Source organism: Streptomyces sp. NBC_01255 (assembly GCF_036226445.1).
Lineage (GTDB): Bacteria > Actinomycetota > Actinomycetes > Streptomycetales > Streptomycetaceae > Streptomyces.
The window spans coordinates 1,225,462-1,248,341 of the sequence record NZ_CP108474.1; the positions used below are offsets into that span (position 1 = coordinate 1,225,462).

Annotated in this window: 19 protein-coding genes; 12 read left to right on the forward strand and 7 right to left on the reverse strand. The window is 70.9% G+C overall.

The genetic code is table 11. From position 1 onward, the window contains the following. The first annotated feature begins 214 nt into the window (after positions 1 to 214). From OG357_RS05155 to OG357_RS05195, 9 genes are all read left to right on the forward strand, one after another. A complete protein-coding gene (locus OG357_RS05155; protein WP_329619998.1) occupies positions 215 to 1,471 on the forward strand; it encodes a hypothetical protein in 1,257 nt (418 codons plus the stop codon). Then, a complete protein-coding gene (locus OG357_RS05160) occupies positions 1,468 to 3,102 on the forward strand; it encodes a VWA domain-containing protein (protein ID WP_329619999.1) in 1,635 nt (544 codons plus the stop codon). Before OG357_RS05155 ends, OG357_RS05160 begins: the two co-directional genes overlap by 4 nt. Further along, on the forward strand, positions 3,086 to 3,880 hold the full coding sequence (locus OG357_RS05165; protein WP_329620000.1) for a hypothetical protein: 795 nt from the start codon (positions 3,086 to 3,088) through the stop codon (positions 3,878 to 3,880). Before OG357_RS05160 ends, OG357_RS05165 begins: the two co-directional genes overlap by 17 nt. Positions 3,881 to 3,958: 78 nt before the next feature. Next, on the forward strand, positions 3,959 to 5,056 hold the full coding sequence (locus OG357_RS05170; protein WP_329620001.1) for a LacI family DNA-binding transcriptional regulator: 1,098 nt from the start codon (positions 3,959 to 3,961) through the stop codon (positions 5,054 to 5,056). A 137-nt stretch (positions 5,057 to 5,193) separates the two neighbouring features. After that, positions 5,194 to 6,507, forward strand: a complete 1,314-nt coding sequence (locus OG357_RS05175) for an ABC transporter substrate-binding protein (RefSeq protein WP_329620002.1) — start codon at positions 5,194 to 5,196, stop codon at positions 6,505 to 6,507. A gap of 129 nt (positions 6,508 to 6,636) precedes the next feature. Then, on the forward strand, positions 6,637 to 7,533 hold the full coding sequence (locus OG357_RS05180; RefSeq protein ID WP_329620003.1) for a carbohydrate ABC transporter permease: 897 nt from the start codon (positions 6,637 to 6,639) through the stop codon (positions 7,531 to 7,533). Then, positions 7,530 to 8,396, forward strand: coding sequence for a carbohydrate ABC transporter permease (locus OG357_RS05185; RefSeq protein ID WP_443066627.1), 867 nt, complete (start codon positions 7,530 to 7,532; stop codon positions 8,394 to 8,396). The genes OG357_RS05180 and OG357_RS05185 overlap by 4 nt, the downstream gene beginning before the upstream one ends. A 24-nt stretch (positions 8,397 to 8,420) precedes the next feature. Continuing rightward, complete coding sequence (locus OG357_RS05190; protein ID WP_329620004.1) at positions 8,421 to 9,446, forward strand: hydroxyacid dehydrogenase; 1,026 nt, start codon at positions 8,421 to 8,423, stop codon at positions 9,444 to 9,446. 105 nt (positions 9,447 to 9,551) lie between these two features. Then, the gene (locus tag OG357_RS05195; protein WP_329620005.1) at positions 9,552 to 11,585 is read left to right on the forward strand and encodes an outer membrane protein assembly factor BamB family protein; all 2,034 of its coding nucleotides are present in this window, start codon (positions 9,552 to 9,554) and stop codon (positions 11,583 to 11,585) included. A gap of 72 nt (positions 11,586 to 11,657) precedes the next feature. Here the strand turns inward: OG357_RS05195 and OG357_RS05200 are convergent, their stop codons facing one another. Continuing rightward, positions 11,658 to 12,260, reverse strand: a complete 603-nt coding sequence (locus OG357_RS05200; protein WP_329620006.1) for a GOLPH3/VPS74 family protein — start codon at positions 12,258 to 12,260, stop codon at positions 11,658 to 11,660. A gap of 163 nt (positions 12,261 to 12,423) precedes the next feature. On the opposite strand from OG357_RS05200, the gene OG357_RS05205 reads away from it, so the two are divergent. Beyond that, entirely contained in the window at positions 12,424 to 13,056 is a 633-nt protein-coding gene (locus OG357_RS05205; RefSeq protein WP_329620007.1) for a hypothetical protein, read from the forward strand. A gap of 15 nt (positions 13,057 to 13,071) precedes the next feature. Here OG357_RS05205 and OG357_RS05210 read toward each other — a convergent pair whose 3' ends face one another. Next, positions 13,072 to 13,734, reverse strand: a complete 663-nt coding sequence (locus OG357_RS05210; RefSeq protein WP_329620008.1) for a response regulator transcription factor — start codon at positions 13,732 to 13,734, stop codon at positions 13,072 to 13,074. After that, positions 13,731 to 14,861: a sensor histidine kinase gene (locus OG357_RS05215; RefSeq protein ID WP_329620009.1), complete on the reverse strand. Its 1,131-nt coding sequence runs from the start codon at positions 14,859 to 14,861 to the stop codon at positions 13,731 to 13,733. Before OG357_RS05215 ends, OG357_RS05210 begins: the two co-directional genes overlap by 4 nt. Before the next feature lie 220 nt (positions 14,862 to 15,081). On the opposite strand from OG357_RS05215, the gene OG357_RS05220 reads away from it, so the two are divergent. Continuing rightward, positions 15,082 to 15,468: a DUF6223 family protein gene (locus tag OG357_RS05220; protein ID WP_329620010.1), complete on the forward strand. Its 387-nt coding sequence runs from the start codon at positions 15,082 to 15,084 to the stop codon at positions 15,466 to 15,468. Positions 15,469 to 15,495: 27 nt separating this feature from the next. On the opposite strand, the gene OG357_RS05225 is transcribed toward OG357_RS05220, so the two are convergent. Further along, positions 15,496 to 17,037 (reverse strand): hypothetical protein, encoded by a 1,542-nt coding sequence (locus tag OG357_RS05225; RefSeq protein WP_329620011.1) that lies wholly within the window; start codon positions 17,035 to 17,037, stop codon positions 15,496 to 15,498. 185 nt (positions 17,038 to 17,222) lie between these two features. Here OG357_RS05225 and OG357_RS38790 point away from each other — a divergent pair, with 185 nt between their 5' ends. Continuing rightward, positions 17,223 to 17,717 (forward strand): protein kinase domain-containing protein, encoded by a 495-nt coding sequence (locus tag OG357_RS38790; protein ID WP_443066628.1) that lies wholly within the window; start codon positions 17,223 to 17,225, stop codon positions 17,715 to 17,717. Between the two features lie 25 nt (positions 17,718 to 17,742). Here OG357_RS38790 and OG357_RS05235 read toward each other — a convergent pair whose 3' ends face one another. From OG357_RS05235 to OG357_RS05245, 3 genes are all read right to left on the reverse strand, one after another. After that, entirely contained in the window at positions 17,743 to 19,251 is a 1,509-nt protein-coding gene (locus OG357_RS05235; RefSeq protein WP_329620012.1) for a DUF4246 domain-containing protein, read from the reverse strand. Between the two features lie 102 nt (positions 19,252 to 19,353). Beyond that, the gene (locus OG357_RS05240; RefSeq protein WP_329620013.1) at positions 19,354 to 21,096 is read right to left on the reverse strand and encodes a pentapeptide repeat-containing protein; all 1,743 of its coding nucleotides are present in this window, start codon (positions 21,094 to 21,096) and stop codon (positions 19,354 to 19,356) included. Positions 21,097 to 21,459: 363 nt separating this feature from the next. Beyond that, a complete protein-coding gene (locus OG357_RS05245; RefSeq protein ID WP_329620014.1) occupies positions 21,460 to 22,869 on the reverse strand; it encodes an esterase/lipase family protein in 1,410 nt (469 codons plus the stop codon). Positions 22,870 to 22,880: the final 11 nt, after the last annotated feature.

Here is a 22,880-nt window from a genome sequence, read left to right on the forward strand (position 1 = left end):
GCAAACGATCTCCCGAGGACTATCGCCGCGCCCCCGCGCCCCGCACATCGGTCATTCCACCGATACGCGCGGCGAGGGCCGGCCGCCCGCTCGACCACTCGGACCGTCCAACTCTCCACATTCCCAAGGGAGTTGTTCACCCGGAATTGACCCCGCCGCATGCCGTCGGCCACCAAGGCGGCACAAGATGCCACGGGAGGGGTGGAGCGGACGAGTGGGGGTACGGGTGGTCACCGGGGAGAGATCGGTCGTCGAAGAGCCCCGTCTGGCCGTGCGGAGCCGGTCGCCCGGCTCGTGGTCGCGGCGGAGTCTGCTGCTGTTCTTCCTCCCCGTACTGGCGACCGCGCTGACGGGACTCGCCACGCTGGCGATCTCGGGCAATCTGCTGCTGCCCTTCGAGCGCGTCGTCGTCCTGGAGGGCAAGATGGCCTCCAAACGGGACTTCTTCGAGGACGAGGAGGTCCAGCGGATCCTGCTGAAGCACCACATCAGGGTGCACATCACCAGCTCGGGTTCGCGCGAGGTCGCGATGCGGGACATCGCCGCCTTCGACTTCGTCTTCCCCTCCGGCCAGCCGGCCGGCGATCTGATCACCGGCCTGCGCGCGACGGAAGGCCGGTACGCCAAGGTGCACCGGCCGTTCGTGAGCCCCCTCGTGCTCGCGACCTACCGGGAGTACGCCGAGACCCTGCGCGACGCGGGCATCGCCACCCCACTGCCCTCCGAGGGCGCGGACCGGCCGCTCTACTACTCGCTGGACATGCGGAAGTTCCTCGACGGCATCGACCGGGGCAAGCGCTGGAACGACCTGGGCATCCGCCGGCACGGGATCGCCAACGCGAACCGGATCGTGGCGCAGAGCCCCGACGTCTGCGGCTCCAACTCGGCGGGCACCTACCTCGCGCTGGTCTCCTTCACCTGGCGCGGCAACGGACCCGACGTCCCCACCACCGACCAGGAGGCGAGCAGCCGGGCGCGGTCCGTCAAGCACCTCATGGAACAGGGCCTGCCCGCCGCCGACGTGTTCCGTACGTACATCTCACCGGACGGCAAGGGCATCGCACCCGTGGTCGTGGCGTACGAGCACCAGTACCTCACCTATCAGGTCCGGCACCGCGCCGAGACCGGGCGGCTCGACGCGGAGCGCGTCCTGCTCTACCCCTCCAGCCAGTTCGTCACCCAGCCCCAGTTCATCTCCCTCAACTCCGAGGGGGACCGGCTCGGCGAGCTCGTCACCACGGACCCCGATCTGCGGCGCCGCGCCATGGAGCTGGGCTTCCGGATCCTGGATCCGGCGGGCGAGGTCGCCGGTGACCAGCTGGCGCGGTTCCTGACCGAGCGGAACGTCCCGGTGCCGGCGCTGCGCGGTGACGACACCCGCTCCCCCATGCCCCGGATCCGCTACCTGGAGCAGATGATCTCCCTCGTCGGCGACTGCCCGCCCGCCCAACTCCCGGACCAGGCACGGTGACGGGGCCCGGCGGCCCCCTCCCGCCCCGTACACACCGCACACCCCGGGGCAGGGCGGTTGCCGCGCTCGCCCTGGCCTGGCTGTGCGTCGTCGTCACGGCCGGCCTGGCCTCCTGCACCACGGGCCGGCCCGAGCCGGTGACCCTGAAGGTCCTGGCGAGCTCCGAACTCTCCGACATGGAACCCCTGTTGGGCGACCTGCGGCGCGACACCGGCATCACCCTGGAGATGGAGTACCAGGGCACCGTCGAGGCCGCCGCCGGCTTGGCCGCCGGCAGATACCGGCACGATCTCGCCTGGCTCTCCTCCTCCCGCCCCTTCCAGCTCCTGCTGAAGAAGCACGGACGTCAGTCGGAGAGCCCGCTGTCGACGAGCACGATGCGCTCCCCCGTCGTCGTCGGCATGAAGCCCGAGGTGGCGCAGCGGCTGCGCCGGACGGCCCCCGACGGGCAGTTGTCGTGGGCGGACCTGGCCGACGCCGCGGCGGCCGGCACGCTCCGGTACGCCATGGCCGACCCCCGCAGCGCGAACAGCGGACTGTCCGCACTGGTGGGCGTGGCGACCGCCGCCGCGGCCACCGGCGGCGCGCTGCGCCCCGAGGACGTGTCCTGCGACCGGCTGCGCGGCTTCTTCGCCGGGCACGCGCTGACGGTGGACTCCTCCGGCGGCCTCGCCGGCGCGTACGCGCGGGGCGAGGAGGGCCTCGACGCGCTGATCACGTACGAGTCCGAGCTGCTCGCGCTGAACCGCGCGGGCACCCTCCGCGTACCCCTGGAGGTCGTCCACCCGAAGGACGGCATCGTGGTGTCCGACTACCCCCTGATGCTGCTCGACCCGGCCGCGCGGGACGCGTACGACCGGCTGACGGCCTGGCTCCGGAGCGAACCCGTACAGCGGAAGATCATGGAACGGACGCTGCGCCGGCCGATCACCCCCGACCTGCCCCGCATCGACGGTCTGCGGGCCCCCCTCGGCAACGCCCTGTACTTCCCCGACAGCCAGGCGGTCGTCGACCGGCTGCTCGCCGACTACGCCGGGGCGCGGAACGGCGGCCCCGCACGGGTCCTCTTCCTCCTCGACTTCTCGACGTCCATGCGGGGCGAGCGGATCGCGAACCTCCGCGCCACGATCGACGGGCTCAGCGGCGCGGACGACTCCAGGTCCGGCAAGTTCGCCCGGTTCCACCAGGGCGAGACCGTCACGGTGCTGCGCTTCGGCGGCCGCGTGCTGGACGAGCGGAGCGTGACGTACACGAAGGCGTCCGACCTGGACCGGCTCCGCGGCTTCGTCGCCGACGACGGCTTCGACGCGAGCACCGCCGTCTGGTCGGCCCTCGACCACGCCTACCGGTCGGCGGCCGCCGCCGTGGCGAAGGACCCCCGGCAGCGCGTCTCCATCGTGCTCATGACGGACGGGGAGAACAACGCCGGGCTGAGCCTCGACGCGTTCCTCGGCCGGTACGCGGCCCTGCCGCCGGCCGCCCGCGCGGTCCGTACGTACACCGTCCGGTACGGCGACGCCGACCCGCGGGAACTCGACCGCGCGGCCAAGGCCACCGGCGGGCACATGACCGATGCGACCGGACAGTCCCTTCTCAGCGCCTTCAAGGAGATCCGTGGGTGTCACGAGTGAAGCGTGGTGGGCCGTGTGGTGGCCCTGGATGCTGCTGTGGGCGTTCACGGGGGCCGGGCTCGCGACGCTCCTGGCGCTGACGCTGCTCCGGCTGGTCCGCGCCCGGCGGGCCGTCACCCCGGACATCACGGACGGCATCTGCTTCTACCTGCACGACAAGATGGTCATGGACCACTACCAGATGCGCAGTTACACGGCCGCCCTGCGCAAGGAGGTCGAGCAGCGCACCAGCGACAGCAAGGACGGCACCGTGCGCGCGAAGGTCTTCGGCGTGGGCGCGGACGGCGGCCGCAAGGAGAACACCGAGGTCGTCAGCCGCTATCTGGAGGTCGCGGAGCCGATCTCGGTGATCGGCCTGATCATGAAGGTCCTGGAGGAGAAACGGGTCATCGTCCACGTCGACCTCCCGAGCCGGTCCGTCACCCGCAGCACCGCGCTGCTGCGGACGGCCTCCGGCCCGCAGGACACCGTCCGCCTGCGCGACGTCGAGGGCTTCGTCCTGATCCGGGGCCGGTTCCGCGCGACGGATGACGGCCCGGCGCAAGACGCCCCGGCGGGCGGCGTCCCGGCGGGAGGCGACTCCACCGTCTTCCTCGCCCCGTACGGAGACCCGGCCGACCCCGCCCAGGGACCCCGCATCCGCGTCACCTGCGCCACGGAGGGGCTGCGCAACCAGGTCCCCCAGGGCACCTTCTCCGCCCGGTGCCTGGGCAAGGTCCAGGAATGGGACGCGGCCGAAGGGGTCCTGGAGGTCCAGGCGATGGCGATCTTCCGCTGAGCCGACCGGGTCTTCGTTGGTACCTTTCGTTTGTCGAGTGAAAGACAACGCCTTCACTCGCTTCGAGAGGGGTACGTGGTGCTGACGGAAGAACGGCGTGAGGCGATCCTGCGCATGGTGGAGCGCCGGGGGACGATCACGGTCAAGGAGGCGGCGGCCGAGATGGGCGTCTCCGCCGTCACCGTGCGGCAGGACGTGCGCGACCTGGCGGCCCGCGGGCTCGTCGTCCGCGTGCACGGCGGCGCGATGTCCCCGGCCGCGGCCCAGCAGGCCGACGTCCCGGGCCCCGCGGCGCCCCGGTCGTCCGACCGCCGGGAGTGCACCCTCGGACTGATGGTCCCGCCGGGCGACTACTACTACCCGGAGATCATCCGAGGGGTGCAGGACGCGGCGCGCACGCACGGGGTACGCATCGTGCTCGCGGTCTCCGGCGAGACGTGGGCCGACAACCAGGAGCAGGTGCGCCGGCTCGTCGCGGCGGGCGTCGACGGCCTGCTGCTGATGCCCCGCGCCGGTCTTGAGCCCGTGGAGCGCACCGAGGAGTGGCTGGCCGGCCTCGACGTTCCGGTCGTCCTCGTGGACCGCCGGGCCGCCACGCAGGCCGGCCGGCTGGAGCAGGTCGCTTCCGATCACGCGCACGGCGCGAACCTGGCCGTCCGGCACCTCGCGTCGCTGGGCCACGAGCGGATCGCCCTGGCCGCCAGGGCGGAGAGCCCGAACACCCCCTTGATCCGCGACGGTTACCTGGCGGCCTGCGCGAAGCTGGGGCTGACGCCGGGCCCGGAGTACCGCATCGGCCCGACCGACGGGACGGCGCCCACCGAGTGGTTCGAGGAGCTCGTACGGGCCGTCGAGGCGGGTGACGTCCGCGCCGCCCTCGTCCACAACGACCTCGACGCCGTCACCCTGGTCGGCCTCCTCCAGTCGCGCGCGCTGCGCGTTCCGGAGGACCTGGCCGTCGTGACGTACGACGACGAGGTCGCCGAGCTGAGCGACGTGCCGCTCACCGCCGTGGCGCCGCCCAAGAAGGCCGTCGGGGCGTGGGCGGTCGACCTGATGAGGCGCCGGCTCGCCGATCCCGCCGCACCGCTGGCGGAGTTGCTGCTCCGCCCGGAGCTGCGGGTACGGGAGTCCAGCGGGGCCCACGCGGTGGGGGAACGCAGCGCCCACGCGTAGGCCTCGGCGACCTCACGGAGGAGGCATCACCTTTCACTTTCTTTCGTTTCACATCAGATGAAGCCAAAAGCATTGACGAAGCGGGTGTGCTGTCGAATGATTCCGTTCGACGCCCCCGCGAACGATCGGTGCACATCATGCTTCGCAGATCCACTGCCGCCCTGGCCTGCTCCGTCTCGGCTCTCGCCCTCCTCGCCACCGCCTGCGGCGGGACGGACCAGGGCGCCTCCCCGGCCACGGCCGGCGCCAAGAAGGGCAAGGTCACCTTCTGGTCCTTCCTCAAGGGCTCCGACCAGGTGGCCGAGGCCTTCAACCGCAGCCACCCCGACATCGAAGTGACCTTCGAGACGGTCCCGTCGGGCCAGGAGTACTACTCCAAGCTCACGAACGCCGTGAAGGCCGGAACCGTGCCGGACGTCGCGGTCGTGGAGTACCCGCACCTGCCGGAGTTCGCGGCCCAGGGCAAGATCGAGGACCTGAGCGGAACGCTCGGCCCGACGGTGAAGGAGCGGTTCCCCGAGGCGGTGCGGCAACTCGTCGACCTCGGCGGCCGGACCTGGGCGGTTCCCCGCGACGCGGCCCCGCTGACGCTGATGTACCGGAAGGACTTCTTCACCCGGCACAAGATCGCCGTACCCACCACCTGGGACGCCTACCGGAACATGACCGAGCAGGTGAGGAAGGCCGACCCCGACGCCCGCGGCGGAGTCCTCTACACCGACAACCCCGGTCTCCTGACCGCGCTCGCCTGGCAGGCGGGCGGCCAGTGGTTCACCACCGGGAAGGACGCGTGGAAGGTCACCCTCGACGACGCCCCCTCCCGCAAGGTGGCCGACTACTGGGGCGGCCTCGCCCGTGAGGACCTCGTCCGCTCCCTGAGCTCGCTCGACCCGTTCTGGACGAGCGTCCAGAAGAGCGGCACCGTCGCCTACGTCTGCGCCAGCTGGTGCGCCGGAGCCCATCAGGCGACCGTCCCCGACCAGAAGGGCAAGTGGGCCGTGGCGCCCGTGCCCACCTGGGACGGCCGGCCTGCCTCGGCCATGTACGGAGGCTCGTCCTTCGTGATCCCGAAGGGCGCCGACAACACCGGTGCCGCCGCCGAGTTCATCAAGTGGATCACCACCGATCCCGAGGGCATGAAGGCCTGGGTGTCCTCCGGCACCAGCAGCATGTTCCCCGCCGATCCGAAGCTCGTTCCCGTCACCAAGGCGGCGTTCGGGACCGCGTACTACGGCGGGCAGGACGTCTACGGCGTCGGGGCGGCGTCCTACGGCGCGATCCGGCAGGGCTGGACGTGGGGACCCGTCATGGGCGCGACCAACACCGCCCTCGTCGACGAACTCCCCAAGGTCGCCGACGGCACGGCGTCCCTGCCGGAGGTCCTCGCACTCGCGGAGCGGACCACCGTCGCGCAGATGAGGCAGCGCGGCATGAAGGTCACCGCCCCGTAGGAGCCCGCGGGCACCGCGGAGCCGGAAGACCCCTCCCCGCCCGGGCCGCCACCCCCGCCCGCCCGGGCGGGCAGGCACCGGCTCCCTCCCCCGCAGCCGCTCGCCCCGCCCCACCCCGGAAAGGCCGCCATGGCATCCCCGTCCACTCGCGGACAGCGCCGTACCGCCGCGCTGCTCCTGTCACCGTTCCTCGGCCTGTTCGCGGCCGTCACCCTCGCCCCGCTGCTGTACGCGGCCTGGCTGAGCCTCTTCACCACCCGTACGTCCGGCCTCGGGTTCGGCGGCACCGAAAGCGTCTTCGCCGGCTGGGACAACTACGTCCGCGCACTGTCCGACCCGGCGTTCCGCGACGGCTTCCTCGTCGTCGCCGCGTACTGCGCCGTCTACATCCCCGTGATGATCGGCGGAGCTCTCCTTCTCGCCCTGCTGCTCGACACCGGCCTGGCCAAGGCCCGGTCCTTCTTCCAGCTGGCGCTGTTCCTGCCGCACGCGGTCCCGGGGCTGATCGCCGCGCTGATCTGGGTGTACCTCTACACCCCCGGCCTCAGCCCGGTCGTCGACCTCCTCGATTCCACCGGCATCGACGTCGACTTCCTCTCCGCCGACAACGCCGTCCTCTCCGCCGCCAACATCGCCGTGTGGGAGTGGACCGGCTACAACATGGTCATCTTCTACGCCGCCCTCCAGGCCGTGCCCCGCGAGACGCTGGACGCCGCGAAGGTCGACGGTGCAGGCGCCATACGGACGGCACTGTCCGTCAAGGTCCCCATGATCCGCCCCGCGATAGCGCTCGCGGTTCTCTTCACCGTCATCGGGTCCATCCAGCTCTTCACCGAGCCGAAGGTCATCTACAACGCCTCCAGCGCGATCGGCAGCACCTTCACCCCCAACATGTACGTCCAGACGGCCGCCTTCCAGAACAACGACTTCGGCCTGGCGGCAGCCGCCTCACTGCTGATCGCCCTGTTCGCCGCCGCGCTGTCCTTCGCCGTCACCCGTTTCTCACGCCGCGGGAGCGCTTCGTGAACACCTCCTCCCCACGCCGCTCGGCACTGCTGTCCAAAGCCGGGGTCGCCGCCATGCTGGGCCTCGCCACCCTCTACACCCTGCTGCCGCTGACCTGGCTCCTGCTGTCCTCCACCAAGAGCCGCGAGGATCTGTTCGGCACGAACGGCTTCGCCCCGGGTGACGAGATCCACCTGACGGAGAACCTGCACCACCTGTTCACCGCCGACGACGGCGTCTACCTGCGCTGGGTGGTCAACACCGTCGCGTACGCGGGAGTCGGGGCCCTCCTGGCGGCGGTGTTCAGCGTCGCGGCCGGGTACGCCTTCGACAAGCTCGCCTTTCCCGGCAAGGAGCGGCTGTTCTCGCTCGTCCTGCTCGGCGTGATGGTGCCCGGCACGGCACTCGCGATCCCGTTGTACCTGCTCGCGGCCGAGGCCGGTCTCGTCAACAGCTTCTGGGGCGTGTTCCTCCCCGGCCTCGTCTTCCCGTTCGGCGTCTATCTGGCCCGGGTCTTCAGCGCCTCCTACGTACCGGACGAGGTCCTGGAAGCGGCGCGGATGGACGGGGCCGGCGAGACCAGGGCCTTCTGCCGCATCGCGTTCCCGATGCTCGTACCGGGCTTCGTGACCATCTTCCTCTTCCAGTTCACCCAGATCTGGAACAGCTTCTTCCTTCCGCTGGTGATGCTGTCCGACCAGGACCTGTATCCCGTCAACCTCGGTCTGTACGTGTGGTATTCGTCCGCGCTGTCCCAAGGCCACCCCGAGGACTACCTGCTCGCCGTCGTCGGCTCGCTGGTGTCCGTGGTCCCGCTCATCGTCCTCTTCCTGATGCTGCAGCGGTTCTGGAAGTCCGGCATGACCGCCGGCGCCGTCAAGTAGGCCGCCACCGTGAGGAATTCCCCCATGCGCCCGACCCCGCCCCCGACCCCGACCGCTCGTCCCCGCGCCCTGTTCGCCATGGGCCGGCGCCACCGCGAGGCGCTGTTCCCGCCCTCCGAGACCCGACGACTGACCGCGTACGTCGACATCGACCCGCACCACGTGGCGGAGGACTTCGCCCACGAGCCGGCCCTGACGGACGTGGAGGTCCTGATCACCTCCTGGGGCTGTCCCGTCATCGACGCGGACGTGCTGGCGCGCGCACCGGCCCTGAAGGCGGTCGTCCACGCGGCCGGCAGCGTCAAGCACCATGTGACGCAGGCGTGCTGGGACCGCGGCCTCGCGGTGTCGTCGGCCGCCGCGGCCAACGCCGTCCCCGTCGCCGAGTACACGGTCGCCGCGATCCTCTTCGCCAACAAGCGGGTCCTGGACATCGGCGGTCTCTACCGCGCCCACCGGGCCGCTCTCGACTGGTCCGGGCTCTATCCGGGGTTCGGCAACTACCGGCGCACCGTGGGCGTGGTCGGCGCCTCGCTCGTCGGCCGCAAGGTCCTCGAACTGCTGCGTCCCTACGACCTCGACCTGCTGCTCGCCGACCCGCACGCGGACGCGGAGCAGGCCGCGGCCCTCGGCGCCCGGCACGTCGAGCTCGACGAACTGGTCCGCCGGTCGGACGTCGTCTCGCTGCACGCGCCGGCGCTGCCGGAGACCCACCACCTTATGGACGCGCGAAGGCTGTCCCTCATGCGTGACGGCGCCACGCTCGTCAACACGGCCCGGGGCTCCCTCGTCGACACCGAGGCCCTCACCGCCGAAGCCGCGGCCGGTCGCCTCCACGCGGTCATCGACGTCACCGAACCGGAGGTGCTGCCCGCGACGTCACCGCTCTACACCCTGCCGAACGTCCTGCTCACCCCGCACATCGCCGGCTCGCTGGGCGGAGAACTGCACCGGATCACCACGAGCGCCATCGACGAGGTCGAGCGCTACTGCGCCGGAAAGCCGTTCGCGCACGCGGTCCACCGCACGGCCCTGGCGACGTCGGCCTGACGGCCGCGCCCCCTCCCCTCCCCTCCCCTCCCCTCCCCTCCCCTCCCCTCCCCTCCCCATCTCCTCCCCCTCCGTGTCCCCGCACGACGACCCAAGGAGAGCCCCATGCAGCAACCTCCGTCGATGGACAGGCGCCGACTGCTCCGCGCGAGCGGCGCCCTCGGTCTGGCCGCCGCCGCGGCCCCCCTGTTCACCGCACCGGCCCAGGCCCAGGCCACTCAGGCGCAGGCCACCGGCCACCGGCCCGGCACCACCGTCACCGACCTGGGCCCGGCCATCGAGCAGTTCGCGCTCATGAGCGGCCTCCAGGTCGGCGACACGGTCTACATCGGTTCCCGCAACCTCACGCCGACCCGGCTGATCGCCTTCCACCTGCCGACGCGCAGGGTGGTGTCCACGACCGACCTCGGCACGGGGCACTCGGTCCAGGCCCTCGCGGCGGACCCCACCGGCACGTACCTGTACGCCGGCGTCCTGACGAAGGCCGACGAGGGCAAGCCGAACCTCTTCCGCTGGGACCTGACGACCCCGGCCGAACCGGCCGTCGGCATCGGCCGGACCGGGGACCGCGACATCCGCGAGCTCGCCGTCGCCCCCGACGGCACCGTGTACGCCGTGGGCGGCGTGCCGGGGAAGGCGCCCGCGCTGTGGATGTACGACCCGGGCACCGGCGCGGTGACCAGCCTCGGCATCCCCGACGCCCACGCCACCCTGGCCAGGGCCGTCGCCGCCACCGACACGACCGTCTTCTTCGGCGCCGGGAGCGTCCTGGCGGGCGGGGACGGGGCGAGCAAGGCGTCGCTGTACGCGTACGACCGCGCGGCGGGCACCTTCACCGACGTCACCCCGCCGGAACTGGCGAAGGATCCCAGCCTGCGCGAGCTCGCCGTCTTCGGCGACCGTCTCGTCGTCGGCACCTCGGGTTCGACCGAAGCCGCCAAGCTCGCCGTGCTGGACCTGGCCGACCTCTCCTCGTACACCGTGACGGCCACCGGCGGGAAGGTGGTCAAGAACCTGACGGCGGACGGCGACCTGATCCACTTCGCGGGTGAGGGCGGTCTGCACTCGTACGCGACCGCGACCGGCACCATCACCCCCCTCGACTTCGACGGACCGGACCTCGGCGAGATCTGGGGACTCGACCACGCCGACGGCACGCTGACCGTCGTCTCGGGTTACGGCTTCGTCGGCGAGATCGACACGGCCGCCGGGACGTCCGTCATCACCGACCTCGGTACGGCGGGCGCCCCCGTCACCCCGCAGACGACGATGGGCATCGCCGCCGACAGCCGGTACGTCTACGTCGGGGGGAACAACGTCATCGCCCGCCACGACCTGCGCACCGGCAAGGTGACCAACCTCCGCGCGCCCGGCGAGGCGAAGGACGCCGAGGTGCTGAACGGCGTGCTGTACACCGGCCAGTACAGCTCGCAGGGCATCTGGACGTACGCCCCCTCGCACGACGAACAGCCCCGGCAGCTGGCGGAGTTCCCCAGCGAGCAGAACCGACCGCTCGACGTCTGTTACGACGCGGTCAACCGGCTCCTGCTGGTCGGGGCGCAGTCGGACACCGAGGGCGGCGGCTCCCTGTGGACGTACGCGCCGGAGAGCGGCAGGAAGGCCGCGTACGTCAATCCCATCGACGGGATCCAGCTCGTGCGCGCGGTCGCCACGCGGGACGGCATGGCGTACCTCGGGGGTGACAACCCCACCACGCAGGGCCCGCGCGGCACCCTGGTCGCCTTCGACCCGGTCGCCGGGCGGGAGTCGTGGCGCATCGATCTCCCCCTGTCCACGGGTGTGGCCGCGCTGGCGGTCCGCGGCGGTCATCTCTACGGACTCACGAGGCGGGGCGGCTTCTTCGTCGTCGACCCGAGGATCCGCCGGGTGATCCACACGGCTGACCACCGCGCCCTCTGCCCCGGCTTCGCCGCCATGGTGACCAGCGGAGGAGTCGTCTACGGCGTCTCCGACACGACGCTGTTCCGCTTCGACCCGCGGACCTTCGCCGTCAGCACGGTCGTTCCCGAGATCAACGGCGCCTGGTACAGCGGCCCGCACGTGAACACGGACAGCAGGGGCGGGCTGTACACGATGCGCGGCCACCACCTCGTCCGCGTGGACGACAGGCCGGCGTGATGGCAGCCGGCCCGGCAGCCGGGCGGTCGTTCCGCCCGCGCTGCCGGGCCGGCTGTGGACCCCGAACCCGGCTCAGCCGCGCCAGAGGTTGGCGAAGGCCGAGTTCTCGATGGTCCGCCTCTGGCGTACGGCCTCCAGTTCCATCACCGCGTCGTGGACGGCGGCCACCACGGTCGTCACCGCCTCGTCGTCGAGGCCGGGCTCGCCGTCGGAGCGTGCGGCGCCGAGGCCCAGGGCCGAGGCGAGGGCGACCAGGACGGGTTCCTGCTCCTCCCAACGGTCGGCTGCCCGGCGGCGGCCGACCGAATCGACCGGTTCCACGACGTGCGGGCCGAAGGACAGGCGGCCGCTTCGCTTCCGCGTCAGCTCGCCGTCCTCCTCCAGTGCGGTCTGGTACGCGGCCGAAAGGTCGCGGCCCCGGCGCCACAGCCAGTCCTCGATCCGCTCGTAGGGCGGCTGCCGAACGAGTCGTGCCGCGGCCTCGCCGAGCAGCCGGTCGTCGAGCGTCGGCGACCCGTCCGGCAGAAGGTGATCGTCGTCCACGGCGACGGCTCCGGCGCCGAGGAGATCGACGAGCTCGGCTCCCGCGAGCGCGAGCGACAGGTCACCCTGTCCCACGGCCTGCTCCGGCTTCAGGTCTATGGCGATGATGAACAGGTCTTTCGCCGTGGTCATGAACGGCTCCCCTCGAAGACATCGACAGATCGACAGAGTGCATCCCCACCGGCCCACCGGCCCACCGGCCCACCGGCCCACCGGCCCACCGGCCCACCGGCAGGGCGAGTGCCACGAGCAGTATCGCCTCCGCCCGGTCGAGGAATGGGGCACACTTCGCCGGGTGATCGTGATGCAGCCCGTCCTGGAGATCTACACCCCTGACGGCTTCGACCTCTGGCCCGTCGCCGACTTCGAGCAGTTCGGCCTCCTGCCCCTCAGCGGCGGACTCTCGCCCGCCGAGGTCGGGACGGCGGTGATGCGCATCGCCGGCTGCAACGACATCGACCCCGACGGAGACCGCCCGCCCCGTCCGGCCGACGCGATCGACTCGTTCCTGCACGGCCTGCTGACCTTCGACGACGTCATCGCGGCCGGCGGCCTGCGCGTCACCGACACTTCCACAGGAGTCAGCTTCCAGCCCGGCTGCTGCGACGGACTGGAGGACTGGCGCGACTGGCACCGGTTCGTCCAGGGCGGCGACGTGCTCGGCTTCGGCCACGACCCCGCGTCACCGGTCGCGGAGCGCTTCGGCGACACCGTCCGACTCACCGTCAACGCCGACCGGAGCGACAGCCCGGTGATCGAACTGCCCGTCACCGAACTCCGCCACCTGCTCGCCGGCGCCGAGCGCGACCTGACCGACTTCCTCGCCCTGGCAGCCGACTGGTCGTCCCGGCATCTGCCTGCCCACTGCACATCCGTCACAGCCGCCCTCGCCCGCGTCCTCGACCTTTCCGGCCCGCGGGAGTCGTAGCCCGGCCCGTGGATGTCAGGAGCGGCGCGGGGCGACGAGGCCGGATTCGTAGGCGAGGACCACGAGCTGGGCGCGGTCGCGGGCGTGGAGTTTGGTCATGGCCCGGTTGATGTGGGTCTTCGCCGTCAGCGGGCTGATGACCATGCGGTCCGCGGTCTCGTCGTTGGACAGGCCCTGCGCGACCAGCACGACCGCCTCGCGTTCGCGGCTGGTCAGCACGTCCAGTCCGACGCGGGTGTCGGTGGGGAGGGACTGGGTGACGTACCGGTTGATCAGCTTGCGCGTGATCGACGGTGCCAGCAGCGCGTCACCGCGCGCGGCGACGCGTACGGCGTGCAGGAAGTCCTCCGGGACGATGTCCTTGACGAGGAAGCCGGCGGCGCCGGCGCGCAAGGCGTTGAAGACGTACTCGTCCATGCCGTAGTTGGTCAGGATGACGACGTGCACCCCGGCCAGGGCCGGGTCCGCGGCGATGCGCCGGGTCGCCTCGATGCCGTCGACGACCGGCATCTGGATGTCGACGAGCGCGACGTCGGGCAGGTGTTCCTTGGCGAGTTCAAGGCCCTCCTGCCCGTTGCCGGCCTCGGCGACCACCTCGATGTCGTCTTCGAGGTCGAGGAGCGCGCGGAATCCGCTGCGGATGAGCGGCTGGTCGTCGACCAGCAGGACGCGGATCACGAGGCGCGTTCCAGGGGAAGTTCGGCCTGGACGGTGAAGCCGCCCCCGCTGCGCGGTTCCGCGCGCAGCCGGCCGCCGAGGGCGGTGACGCGTTCACGCATCCCCAGCAGGCCGATGCCGGGCTCCGGCATGCTGTCCGGTGTGGCACGGCCGTCGTCGTCGATGCGTATCGCGAGGGCGTCCGGCTGATAGTCGATACGGACCGACGCCGTGCCGGCGTCCGCGTGCCGGGCGATGTTGGTCAGCGATTCCTGAACGACCCGGTAGGCGGTCCGGCCCACCGCGGCCGGCACGTCGTGCCGCTGTCCCTCGACGGTCAACGTCGCCTCCAGACCGGACTTACCGGCCCGCTCGACCAGTTCGGGAACGTGGTCGAGCCCACACGGCGGGGACTTGTCGTCGTCGCGCAGCGCCTCAAGAGTCGCCCTGAGCTCCCGGGACGCCTCACGACCGGCCTCCCGGATCGCCAGCAGGGCATCCGGCACCGGTTCGCCCCGCTTGCGGGCGACGTGAACGGCGGCCTCGGCCTGCACTTTGATGACCGAGATCTGGTGCGTGAGCGAATCGTGCAGCTCCCGCGCGATGTGCAGCCGCTCCTCGTCGGCACGGCGCCGCGCGGTCTCCTCCCGGGTCCGCTCGGCTTCGTCCGCGCGTCGCTCGGCTTGCCGCAGCGCCTCGCCCGCCGCACCGGCCGCGATCAGCCAGGCGATCTCCAGGGCACCTCTGGCCTGGGCGAACGCCTCGCCTGTGTCGTGCAGACCCGAGACCAGGGCCGCGACGGGAAGTACGGCCAGTACGGCCACGCTCGCCACGACCGTGACGACGCGATGTCCCGCCCGCATGGCCGCGTACACCGCGAACAGGTACGCGACGGCAGCCACGTCGAAACCGGCCGCCTGGTACCCCACCGCGCACACCCCGGTGACGGCCAACACGCGAACCGGAGCCCGTCGGCCGCCGGCCAGCGCCAGGCCACCGGCCACCAGCAGCACATAGCCGAGCAGGTCAAGACCGCCTGCGGCGGAGTGCTGCCCGGACGCCCCGGTGACCAGCAGCGCCGCCGCCACGCCGACGGCGATCAGCCAGTCTCGGACACCGGCGCGCACAGCGAACCGTCCTTTGCTCATGCGCGCACCCTAGCCGTGACGTTTCCGCGGGCGGATCCCGCCGACGGACGATCTGCCGGCTACCACGTACGCAGTAGCTTCGCGGCGCCTGCCGCGTCCGTGGGAGTCGGATGCCACATCGGCGGAAGGGCGAAGTGCGTGCGTCTGTGGGACGACCGACGGTGGGCCCGGCCGACATGCTCGGACGACGTCCCATCCCAGGAAGAGAAGGAGCACCTTCATGTCCGTTCGTCACCTGTCCGCGGTCCAGTCGCTTGCCGCCGGCGTCCACGACTTCAGCCTCGGACGACTCGGGGCCACCACGGGCGGGCTGCTGGGGCTGGTCGCCGTGGTCGTCGCCGTCCTGGCGCTGGCCCGGCCGGCCGGTCGCCTCGGCACGGCCAACGGGGCACTCGGGGCGGTCACGGCCATGGCGGCGGGCCTGACCGGCATGGCCCTCGGCGGGCTGGTCGCGGCGACCGCCGACGGCGGTCTCGGCACCGGGAACGGGCTGGGCGGAGCGTACGTGGCCCTGCTGCTGGGGCTGACAGGTACGGCTCTCGGCGGGTTGGCGCTGTCCCGCTCCCGCCGCACTGTCCGACCCGGCATCGGCTCCCGCCACGCGTGACCCGCGCGGCGGGAGCCGGCGGACGGACTACGGGGCGTCCAGCTGAGCCTTGCTGTGGGCGTAGAGCACGCGCTCGCACACAAGGCCCAGGCACCGTGCCGATGTGCCGTCTTCGAGGGCCTCGGCGTTCACCGCCGGACCGTAGTGCTCGGAGACCGACCACAGACGCTGGGCGCCGCGCTCGTAGTACAGGTCCTCGGCGCCCGTGGCGGTCTTGATCACGCTGCCGTTGGACACCAGCTCACCGTTGCTCCACCGGTAACGCCACAGGTTGCCCGGGTCGTTGTGGCCGGCGCTCTGGTTGACGTACAGCTTGTCGCCCATCGCCAGCGCACCCTGGGCGCCGCCGTTCGTCATCGGCAGGTAGTTGGCCCAGCCTTCGGCCGCCACCTCGCCGGAACGGTTCTCCAGCGCTTTGACGGGGAACGAGGCGATCCGGCCGGGCGACGGGTAGCCGCTCTCCGGACGGCAGTACTCGCCCATGATCAGCCGGTCGGGGGTCGTGCTCCGGTCGAGCGACAGGTAGGACGCCTTCGGGGCGCCCGTGCTGACGCACGTGAACGAACCCGTGGGATTGGACTGCGGGGCCTTGAACTTCCAGGCCGCCACCTGCGGCATCACATAGCGGTAGCCGAAGCTGTACCAGACGTTGTCGTGGCGGCCGACCTTCGTCTTCACCTCGACGTTGGACGTGGTCTTCACCCCGTCGGTGTCGGCACCCATCTCGTCACCGGCCTTGCCGTCCCCGTTGGGATCCAGGTCCATGATCTTCTCCATGTCGAAGATCCGGATGCCGTTGCGGGTGTCGGCGACATAGAGATAGTGGCCGTACCAGACCATGCCACCTGCGTGCAGGCCGTTCTGCATCTCCTTGTCCGGGTTCGGAACGGTCGAGCCCTCGGCGGCGTGCACTCCGTCGAAGGAGACGTGCTGGGAGTTGTTCGTGTACGCCCAACCCAGCAGCACATGCCGGTACTTCACCGTGCCGTCGGCACGGCGCTGCACGAAGGAGACCCGCACGCCCTTCTGGTTGCAGGCGTCGTTCGCTTCCAGCTCGTCGGGGTTGCAGTCGCCGACCTCGTTCCCATTGCTGTCACGGCCCGGGTCCCAGTTGTCGTAGGACGCGTAGAGCTGGATGTTCGTGTCGTTGCCGACGCCGTACTGCTCATTGTCCGCGGCGTCCGAGACGCCGGTCATGGCCTGGGGGATCCACTCACGTGAGGTCGAGTCGTCGTTCTCCAGGCACCACTTGAGCGCCGGAGCGGGCGCCGTGCCGAACGGGTCGCGGGTGCACGACGTGTCGACGGTGCGATTGGCGTCGGCAAGGAGCTTCGATACGCCCGACTTGGGCAGTACGCCGTCGAGGCGGGCGACGCGTTCGGCGGTCGTCCCGTTCATCGCGCCGGCCTGCAGGGTGAAGTCCGAGGGGTCGGCCTTCCCGCCGGGACTGGTCCACGCCATGGTGCCCACGGGTTCCTCGGCGTGGACGGGGGCCGCCAGGCCGGTCAGGGCCAGCGAGACCGCGGTGATGACGGTCAGCCACGCCCGTCGCATTCGGATGTGGGACATGCGTATCGCCTCCGTTGTTTGCTGCTGCGACAGCTGAATCGAACGAAGGCTTTCAGGACGCTTGCACGGATCGCAAGGGCGATCGACGGGTCAACCACCCACGTCTGAACGGGATGTGGGGTGTTGCCCCGGAACCTCCGATTCCGACGTGGCGGCTGCAAGCATCTCCATTTGCCCGTGCGACCTTGCCCTCAGGAAGTCGGCGAGGAACCCACGGCGGCCCCCGCGTCCTCGACTTCGGCATCGCCCACGCCACGGACGGCACTTCCGTGACCCGTACCGGAGTCATGACCGGCACCCCCGGCTGGGTCGGTCCCGAGCACTACCGCACCGGCGCCGCCGGGCCCGAAGGCGACGTCTTCACCTGGGGAGCGCTCGTCGCGTACGCCGCCACCGGCCGCCCGCCCTTCGGCACCGGCACACCGGACGTCATCGCCTACCGCGTGATGTCCGACGAACCCGACCTCCAGCGCCTCCCCGACGCACTCCACGAGATCGCCGGAAGGGCCCTCTCCAAGACCCCCGCCGAGCAGGCAGCCACCGTGGCCTGTCAGACCGTCCTCACTGAGTCCCGCGCCCGCAGGGAATGGATCTACTTCCTCTACGCGGTCGCGGTCCTCGACGATGACGGCGACGCACAGTTCCTCCGCTGGGGCTCAGCCGGGAGCTGCGACACCTGACCCACCCTGCACTGACCGCCGAGGTTCAGTGCTCGCAGAGGGAGAATTCGCGTTCGTAGAGCTGCTCGTTGTGTTCGTCGACGAAGAACTTGCGTTCCTGCATGAGCTGTTCGCGGAAGGCCTTGGCCTGCTCAAGCGTCATGGTCGAGGTGTCGGACCACGGTTGCTGCGGAGGCACATCGGACGTCGAGACGATCTTTTCCGACGGGTCGACCAGGAAGAACGCAAGAATCTTGCGGTGTCCCGGGCGGGTGGGATCCATGAGGCTGAAGTCGCCGACGCGGTGTTGCAGGACGTTCGGGAACGCCAGGCAGCGGCCCGCCGGCGTCGATGCCGATCCCAGCATCTGGTTCAGCGCGTCTTCGTTCTCCAGGCCGTAGACGTCACGAAGACCGTTGTCGTCGTTCTGCTCGTAGCGCGGGTCGTCGAGCGCCGCCCGGAAACTCAGCCGGCTCTCGGTGATGTTCTCGCTGTCCCAGTAGTAGATGCCGGTCGAGACGATCCGCTCGTTCAGCATGCCCTCGACATGCCAGGAACCGCCGGCGTACTCGGGCTCGTCCGGGGTGAGATGAATCGTGGCGAGCTTGACGATGACCTGGAGACCGCGGCCGCGCAGGTCGACTCGGGCGGATTCGTCGGGCGCCTCGGGCGGGGTGAATTCCGGGGCGTCGGGGATGACAGGGCGGCGGTTCTCCCACCAGTCTTCCTGCGCCACTTCCCACGCATCGAGGGCTTCTTCGTAGGCAGCGTCATCACTGTATGCGGATTTGTCCGGATGCTCCGGTTCCGAGTCGTACCAGCCGTAAGGATCGGCCTCGACCCGCAGCGCCCGCGGATGGCGCAGATCAGTGAGCACGTTCTCCAGCAGCGGGCGCATACGCGCGAACAAGTCCGGCAGGAGAGAGGCCAGTTCGTGATGGGCCTCGGGGTGGACGTTGTTCACGTACGAACGGAAGGCGACGTCGCCGTCGTCACTGACGTCGACGTCCGTGGGCAGCCACTGGAACTTCTCCGAGAACTCGTACTTCGAGTAGTGGTTCGTCGGGTTCTGCCACGCCCGCTCGGGCGCGCCGCTCGCCTCTCTCACCAGGCAGAACAGTGAGGGATGCACCAGATCCAGGACCTGCCCGTCGGATCCGGGATGCCAGTCCTGCTCGGCTTCGGGGACCTGCTCCAGGACCCGAACCGCCTCGATCAACCGGGACCTGAGCTTGTCGTCGATCAGCGTGTCCGACTGCCACACCCCGTCGACGGCGGACACCTCGATGCCGGTTCGCCCGTCCCGCTGTCCGGCGTAGTGCGCGAGCTCGGCGAGCACGTAACGAACCTGCGCCTCGGTGAGGCCCTGGGCGATCGCTTCCTGCGTCCACCGGGCGACGATGTCGGCATCGTTCATCTTCTCGAACCACCCCGGCTTCGTCCGGAGGTGCGCACTGCACTGCATCATCTCAAGTTCCCGCAGCGTTCGGGGTGTCGCGAACCCCATGGAACGGGAAGCGTGAAAGGGCAGCGGGAAGGCAGTCAGGCCGGTCAATTCTCGTGATCCCTACAGTCGGTGTGCGGTGGCCGGAAGGATAGCCCAGCCGTCTGACACCGCAGCCGTGGTCCCTGTCCGCATGCTTTTCGTCCTCTGCCGCTACCGCTTCACGCGGCTCCGGACCGCGAGGACGGTGAGGCCGATCAGGGCGGGTTCGAGGATGCGGGAGGTCATCTCGACGTAGGTTCCGGCGGTGGTCAGGTCCTGGCCGGAGGACCGGAAGACGACCGAGTTGATGACGACCCGCAGGGCCTTCTCGAACCGTTCGTCCGACAGGCGCCGGCTGTACGGGCCTTCCGGGTTGACGGGATCCGCCTTGTCCGTGGTCAGGGTGAAACCGGTGCCGGTGACCTGCCCGGTGCTCCGCGGTACGGGGTCGTCCTTCGGTACGCCCCACAGCATCATCGCCAGTACGGTCGCGGTCATGGCCAGCAGCAGCCAGCCGAGGGCGCGCGTCGCCCGCAGGCCGTACCCGGAGGCCGCCCAGTACAGGAGGAGGAGTGCCCGTTCGCCCCTGGGCGATTCGCGGTCGTGGCGCCGCATCTCCATCTCGCCGTAGTAGAAGTCGGCGGCTCCCGGCTCGTTCTTCCCGTCTTCGAGGGCCTTGCGCAACTGGCGGTAGACCGGCGCCACGGCTGCGGGTTCCCGTACGTCCGTACCCGCTGGTGCCGACGTCCAGCCGCCCGTGTGCTGCCTGGCGGCGCGCCAGTGGTGTTCCTCGATCAGCGTCCTCCGGCGCGTCCAGCGCACGGGCAGCCCTCCGCGCCGGTGCATCCCCGCGGGGACCTCGGGGAGCGGGCAGCGTCCCTCCAGTCTGAGCTGGTCGAGGTGCACCGTCTCCACGAACAGGCATTCCGTCAGGTCCACGTCCGCGAGCACCAGGTGAGCGGCGTCGGCGCCCCGGAGGGAGGTCACGCGTACCCGTGGGTCGGTGAGACCGGGCTCGTCCGGCTGTGTGCCGTCGTCCGAGACGAACGGACGGGAGCGGCCCGCGATGCTCACCGGGAACTCCAGGACGGCGTCGGCGAAATCCACCGCGGCATGACGGAGCCGGAGCGCTGCGGTCGATCCCCAGCGTGTCCGCCGGCAGCGCAGGTCCTTCGCCGCCGCCTCGATCGTCACCGCGGAGTGGAAGGCGGCCTCGGACAGGTCGAGCAGTCCTGCGAACACCAGCGGTCCCAGCCATGCCGTGCGCAGGAAGGTCGCCTTCCGGAAGACGACGTCACCTTCTATGGCGGTCCGGTGGAACTCCGCGTCGCCCCCGATGGTCGCGTCGCGGAAACCCGCGCCGCGCTCGAAGCGCGCGTCACTGAAGGAGACGTCCTGCCCCATCGTCGCCCCGGCGAAGTCGGCGGCCTCCCCGAACACCGCCCCGTCGAACCACGCCTTCCGGGCGATGCTCACCTTGTCGAACCGGGCGTCCTTGTCGAACACCGTCCCGTCGAACCAGGCTTCGCCCCCGACCGCCACCCCGGTGAACCCCGCGACCTCCCGGAATGCGACGCCGGTGAACTCGGCGTCCCCACCGATGACCAGCCCGTCGAAGACGGCGCGGCCGCCGACCTCTCCGACCTGGAACCGCAGGGCGGCGCCAAGGGTGGCCTGACGGAACCAGACTCCGTCGCGCATCTCCGATCCGTCGAACCAGGTGTCTTCCGCGACCACCATCTCGCCGAAGCGGGCGTCCGACCCGAAGACGGTCGCACGGAAGCTGACGCCTCCGTCGAAGCGCGCCCTCCCGAAGGACGCCACGTCGGTGAAATCGACCTGGTCGAACTGCACGTCCCCGCTGAACCGCGCCTCGTCGAACGCGGCACGCCCGACGAGACGCCGCCCGCTCACCGGGTCCCGGAGGGCGGCGAGGAGTTCGTCCAGAAGGCTCTGGGTGAAGGGCGTGCCCCGGTGGTCGAGGTCGGCGCCGGGTGACAGGGCGGCGTGGTACGCGACGCGCTGGGCGGCGTCGAGGTGCGCCAGGCACGCCGTGTGAGGCTCGGTCCTGCGGCCGCGACACCGGCCCTCGGCACCGTGGTGGTCGCACCGCGGCCAGTCGGGTCCGTCGAGCCCGTCAGGTCCGTCAGGTCCGTCAGGTCCGTCGAGTCCGTCGGGTCTGTCGGGTGCCGTGGCGTTCGTTGGCGTGGCGATGTCTGCGCTCCTTCGGCTGCGGACCCGGGTTCGGCGTGGACGTACCGGACCGGTGGTGGCGACTCAGCGGGCGAAGAGGGTCACGAGTCTGCGGTCCGTCCGGTTCGGTCTGTCGGCCATGGCCTGCACCACCCATTTCCCCGGGCCGGCTTCGAGTTCCCCCCGGAAGAGGTCCGACCGGGTCGCGGTGAAGACGACCGGCTGCTTGACGGCCCGCCCGACACGCCACATGACGGCGCGTACGTTCCGCTCCTGGAGGCCGGTCCCCACGACGGAGACCTTGAACGGTTCGCCGGCGAGTGCCGTGTCGGGGGCGTACAGGGAGATCTGTTCGTCTCCGGCGAGCATGCCGACCGGCGGATCGCCTTGCCGCACGGCGGCGAGGACCTCGCCGACAGCGGCGGCACTCGCCATGTCGGCGTGCCGGCATTCGATCCAGTGCATCGCCGTCTCGTCCTGGAAGGCCCACTCCGCGACGGCCGAATCGCCGGGTACGGTTCCGTCGCCGGGCGCGACGAGGCTGTCGCCGTGCCGCGTGACCAGCCGGGCTCCGTCGGAGGAGAGCCGCACGGTCCGTACGGTGGGGAACGCCCTGCTGCCCACGACATGGACCCGGTAGGGAAGGCGGCCGTCGGTGTCGGTGTGGCGATGGGCCTCGCGCGCTTCCTGGAACCACCGGTCGAAGGACAGGGCCTCGTCGACCAGCGCGGTGGGCAGGTCGGGAACGGGATAGCGGCGGTCGTCGACGGTGCGTGGCCGGCTCTTCCCGTCGACGCGCACCGCTTCGTAGACGGGCAGGAGCTGGGCGACCGACGGCAGGGTGAGGGCAAGGTCGCGCAAGGCCTCGTTCAGCGGTCGGGCCTCCACGCCCGGCGCCTCGTCGTCCCCGATCGCGTGGCCGGTCAGGAGCCGGACGGCCTGCGCCAGGCCCCGCTGGGGCGTGCCCAGCGTGACCAGTGCGCGGGCGGTCTCCCGCCCATCCGCGCACTCCAGGTAGGAGCGGCCGATCAGTCCTCCCGTGGAGTGACAGACCAGCAGGACCTTCGGGTCGTCCGGCCGGTCCGGGTAATGCCGCTCGACTTGTTCGCGCCACCGGGCGAGTTCCCGCTGCACCCGTGCCTTCAGCAGGCCGGCGACAAGACGGTGGGACAGGCGCCAGTCGTACGGGAAGGGGACGTACTGGCCGTCGACGGGATCGCCGAGCGCCGCGCGCAGGTCCGGATACCCCATGCAGGAGAGGAACCCGGGCATCGAGTCCGGCGCCGTGAGGAGCTCGTCCGCCGTCAGCCGGAACCGCTCGTCGGGTAACGCGTCGCCGAGGCCGGCGGGGAGGGCCAGCTCGGCCAGGGCCCGTGCGGCAGGCGGCCCGGAACCGAGCAGGGCCTCGCCGTACTCGCCCCAGACGTCCCTGCCGTCCTTCCGCAGCCGTGTGCCGAGAAGTCCCGGTACGAAAACCACGAGGTCGTGCTTCATCGCGTCCTTCT

Coding starts and splice junctions, on each gene's coding strand:
- OG357_RS05175 (WP_329620002.1), top strand. CDS start 5,194: ATGCTTCGCAGATCCACTGCCGCCCTGGCCTGCTCCGTCTCGGCTCTC.
- OG357_RS05180 (WP_329620003.1), top strand. CDS start 6,637: ATGGCATCCCCGTCCACTCGCGGACAGCGCCGTACCGCCGCGCTGCTC.
- OG357_RS05190 (WP_329620004.1), top strand. CDS start 8,421: ATGCGCCCGACCCCGCCCCCGACCCCGACCGCTCGTCCCCGCGCCCTG.
- OG357_RS05195 (WP_329620005.1), top strand. CDS start 9,552: ATGCAGCAACCTCCGTCGATGGACAGGCGCCGACTGCTCCGCGCGAGC.
- OG357_RS05200 (WP_329620006.1), bottom strand. CDS start 12,260: ATGACCACGGCGAAAGACCTGTTCATCATCGCCATAGACCTGAAGCCG.
- OG357_RS05215 (WP_329620009.1), bottom strand. CDS start 14,861: ATGAGCAAAGGACGGTTCGCTGTGCGCGCCGGTGTCCGAGACTGGCTG.
- OG357_RS05220 (WP_329620010.1), top strand. CDS start 15,082: ATGTCCGTTCGTCACCTGTCCGCGGTCCAGTCGCTTGCCGCCGGCGTC.
- OG357_RS05225 (WP_329620011.1), bottom strand. CDS start 17,037: ATGTCCCACATCCGAATGCGACGGGCGTGGCTGACCGTCATCACCGCG.
- OG357_RS05245 (WP_329620014.1), bottom strand. CDS start 22,869: ATGAAGCACGACCTCGTGGTTTTCGTACCGGGACTTCTCGGCACACGG.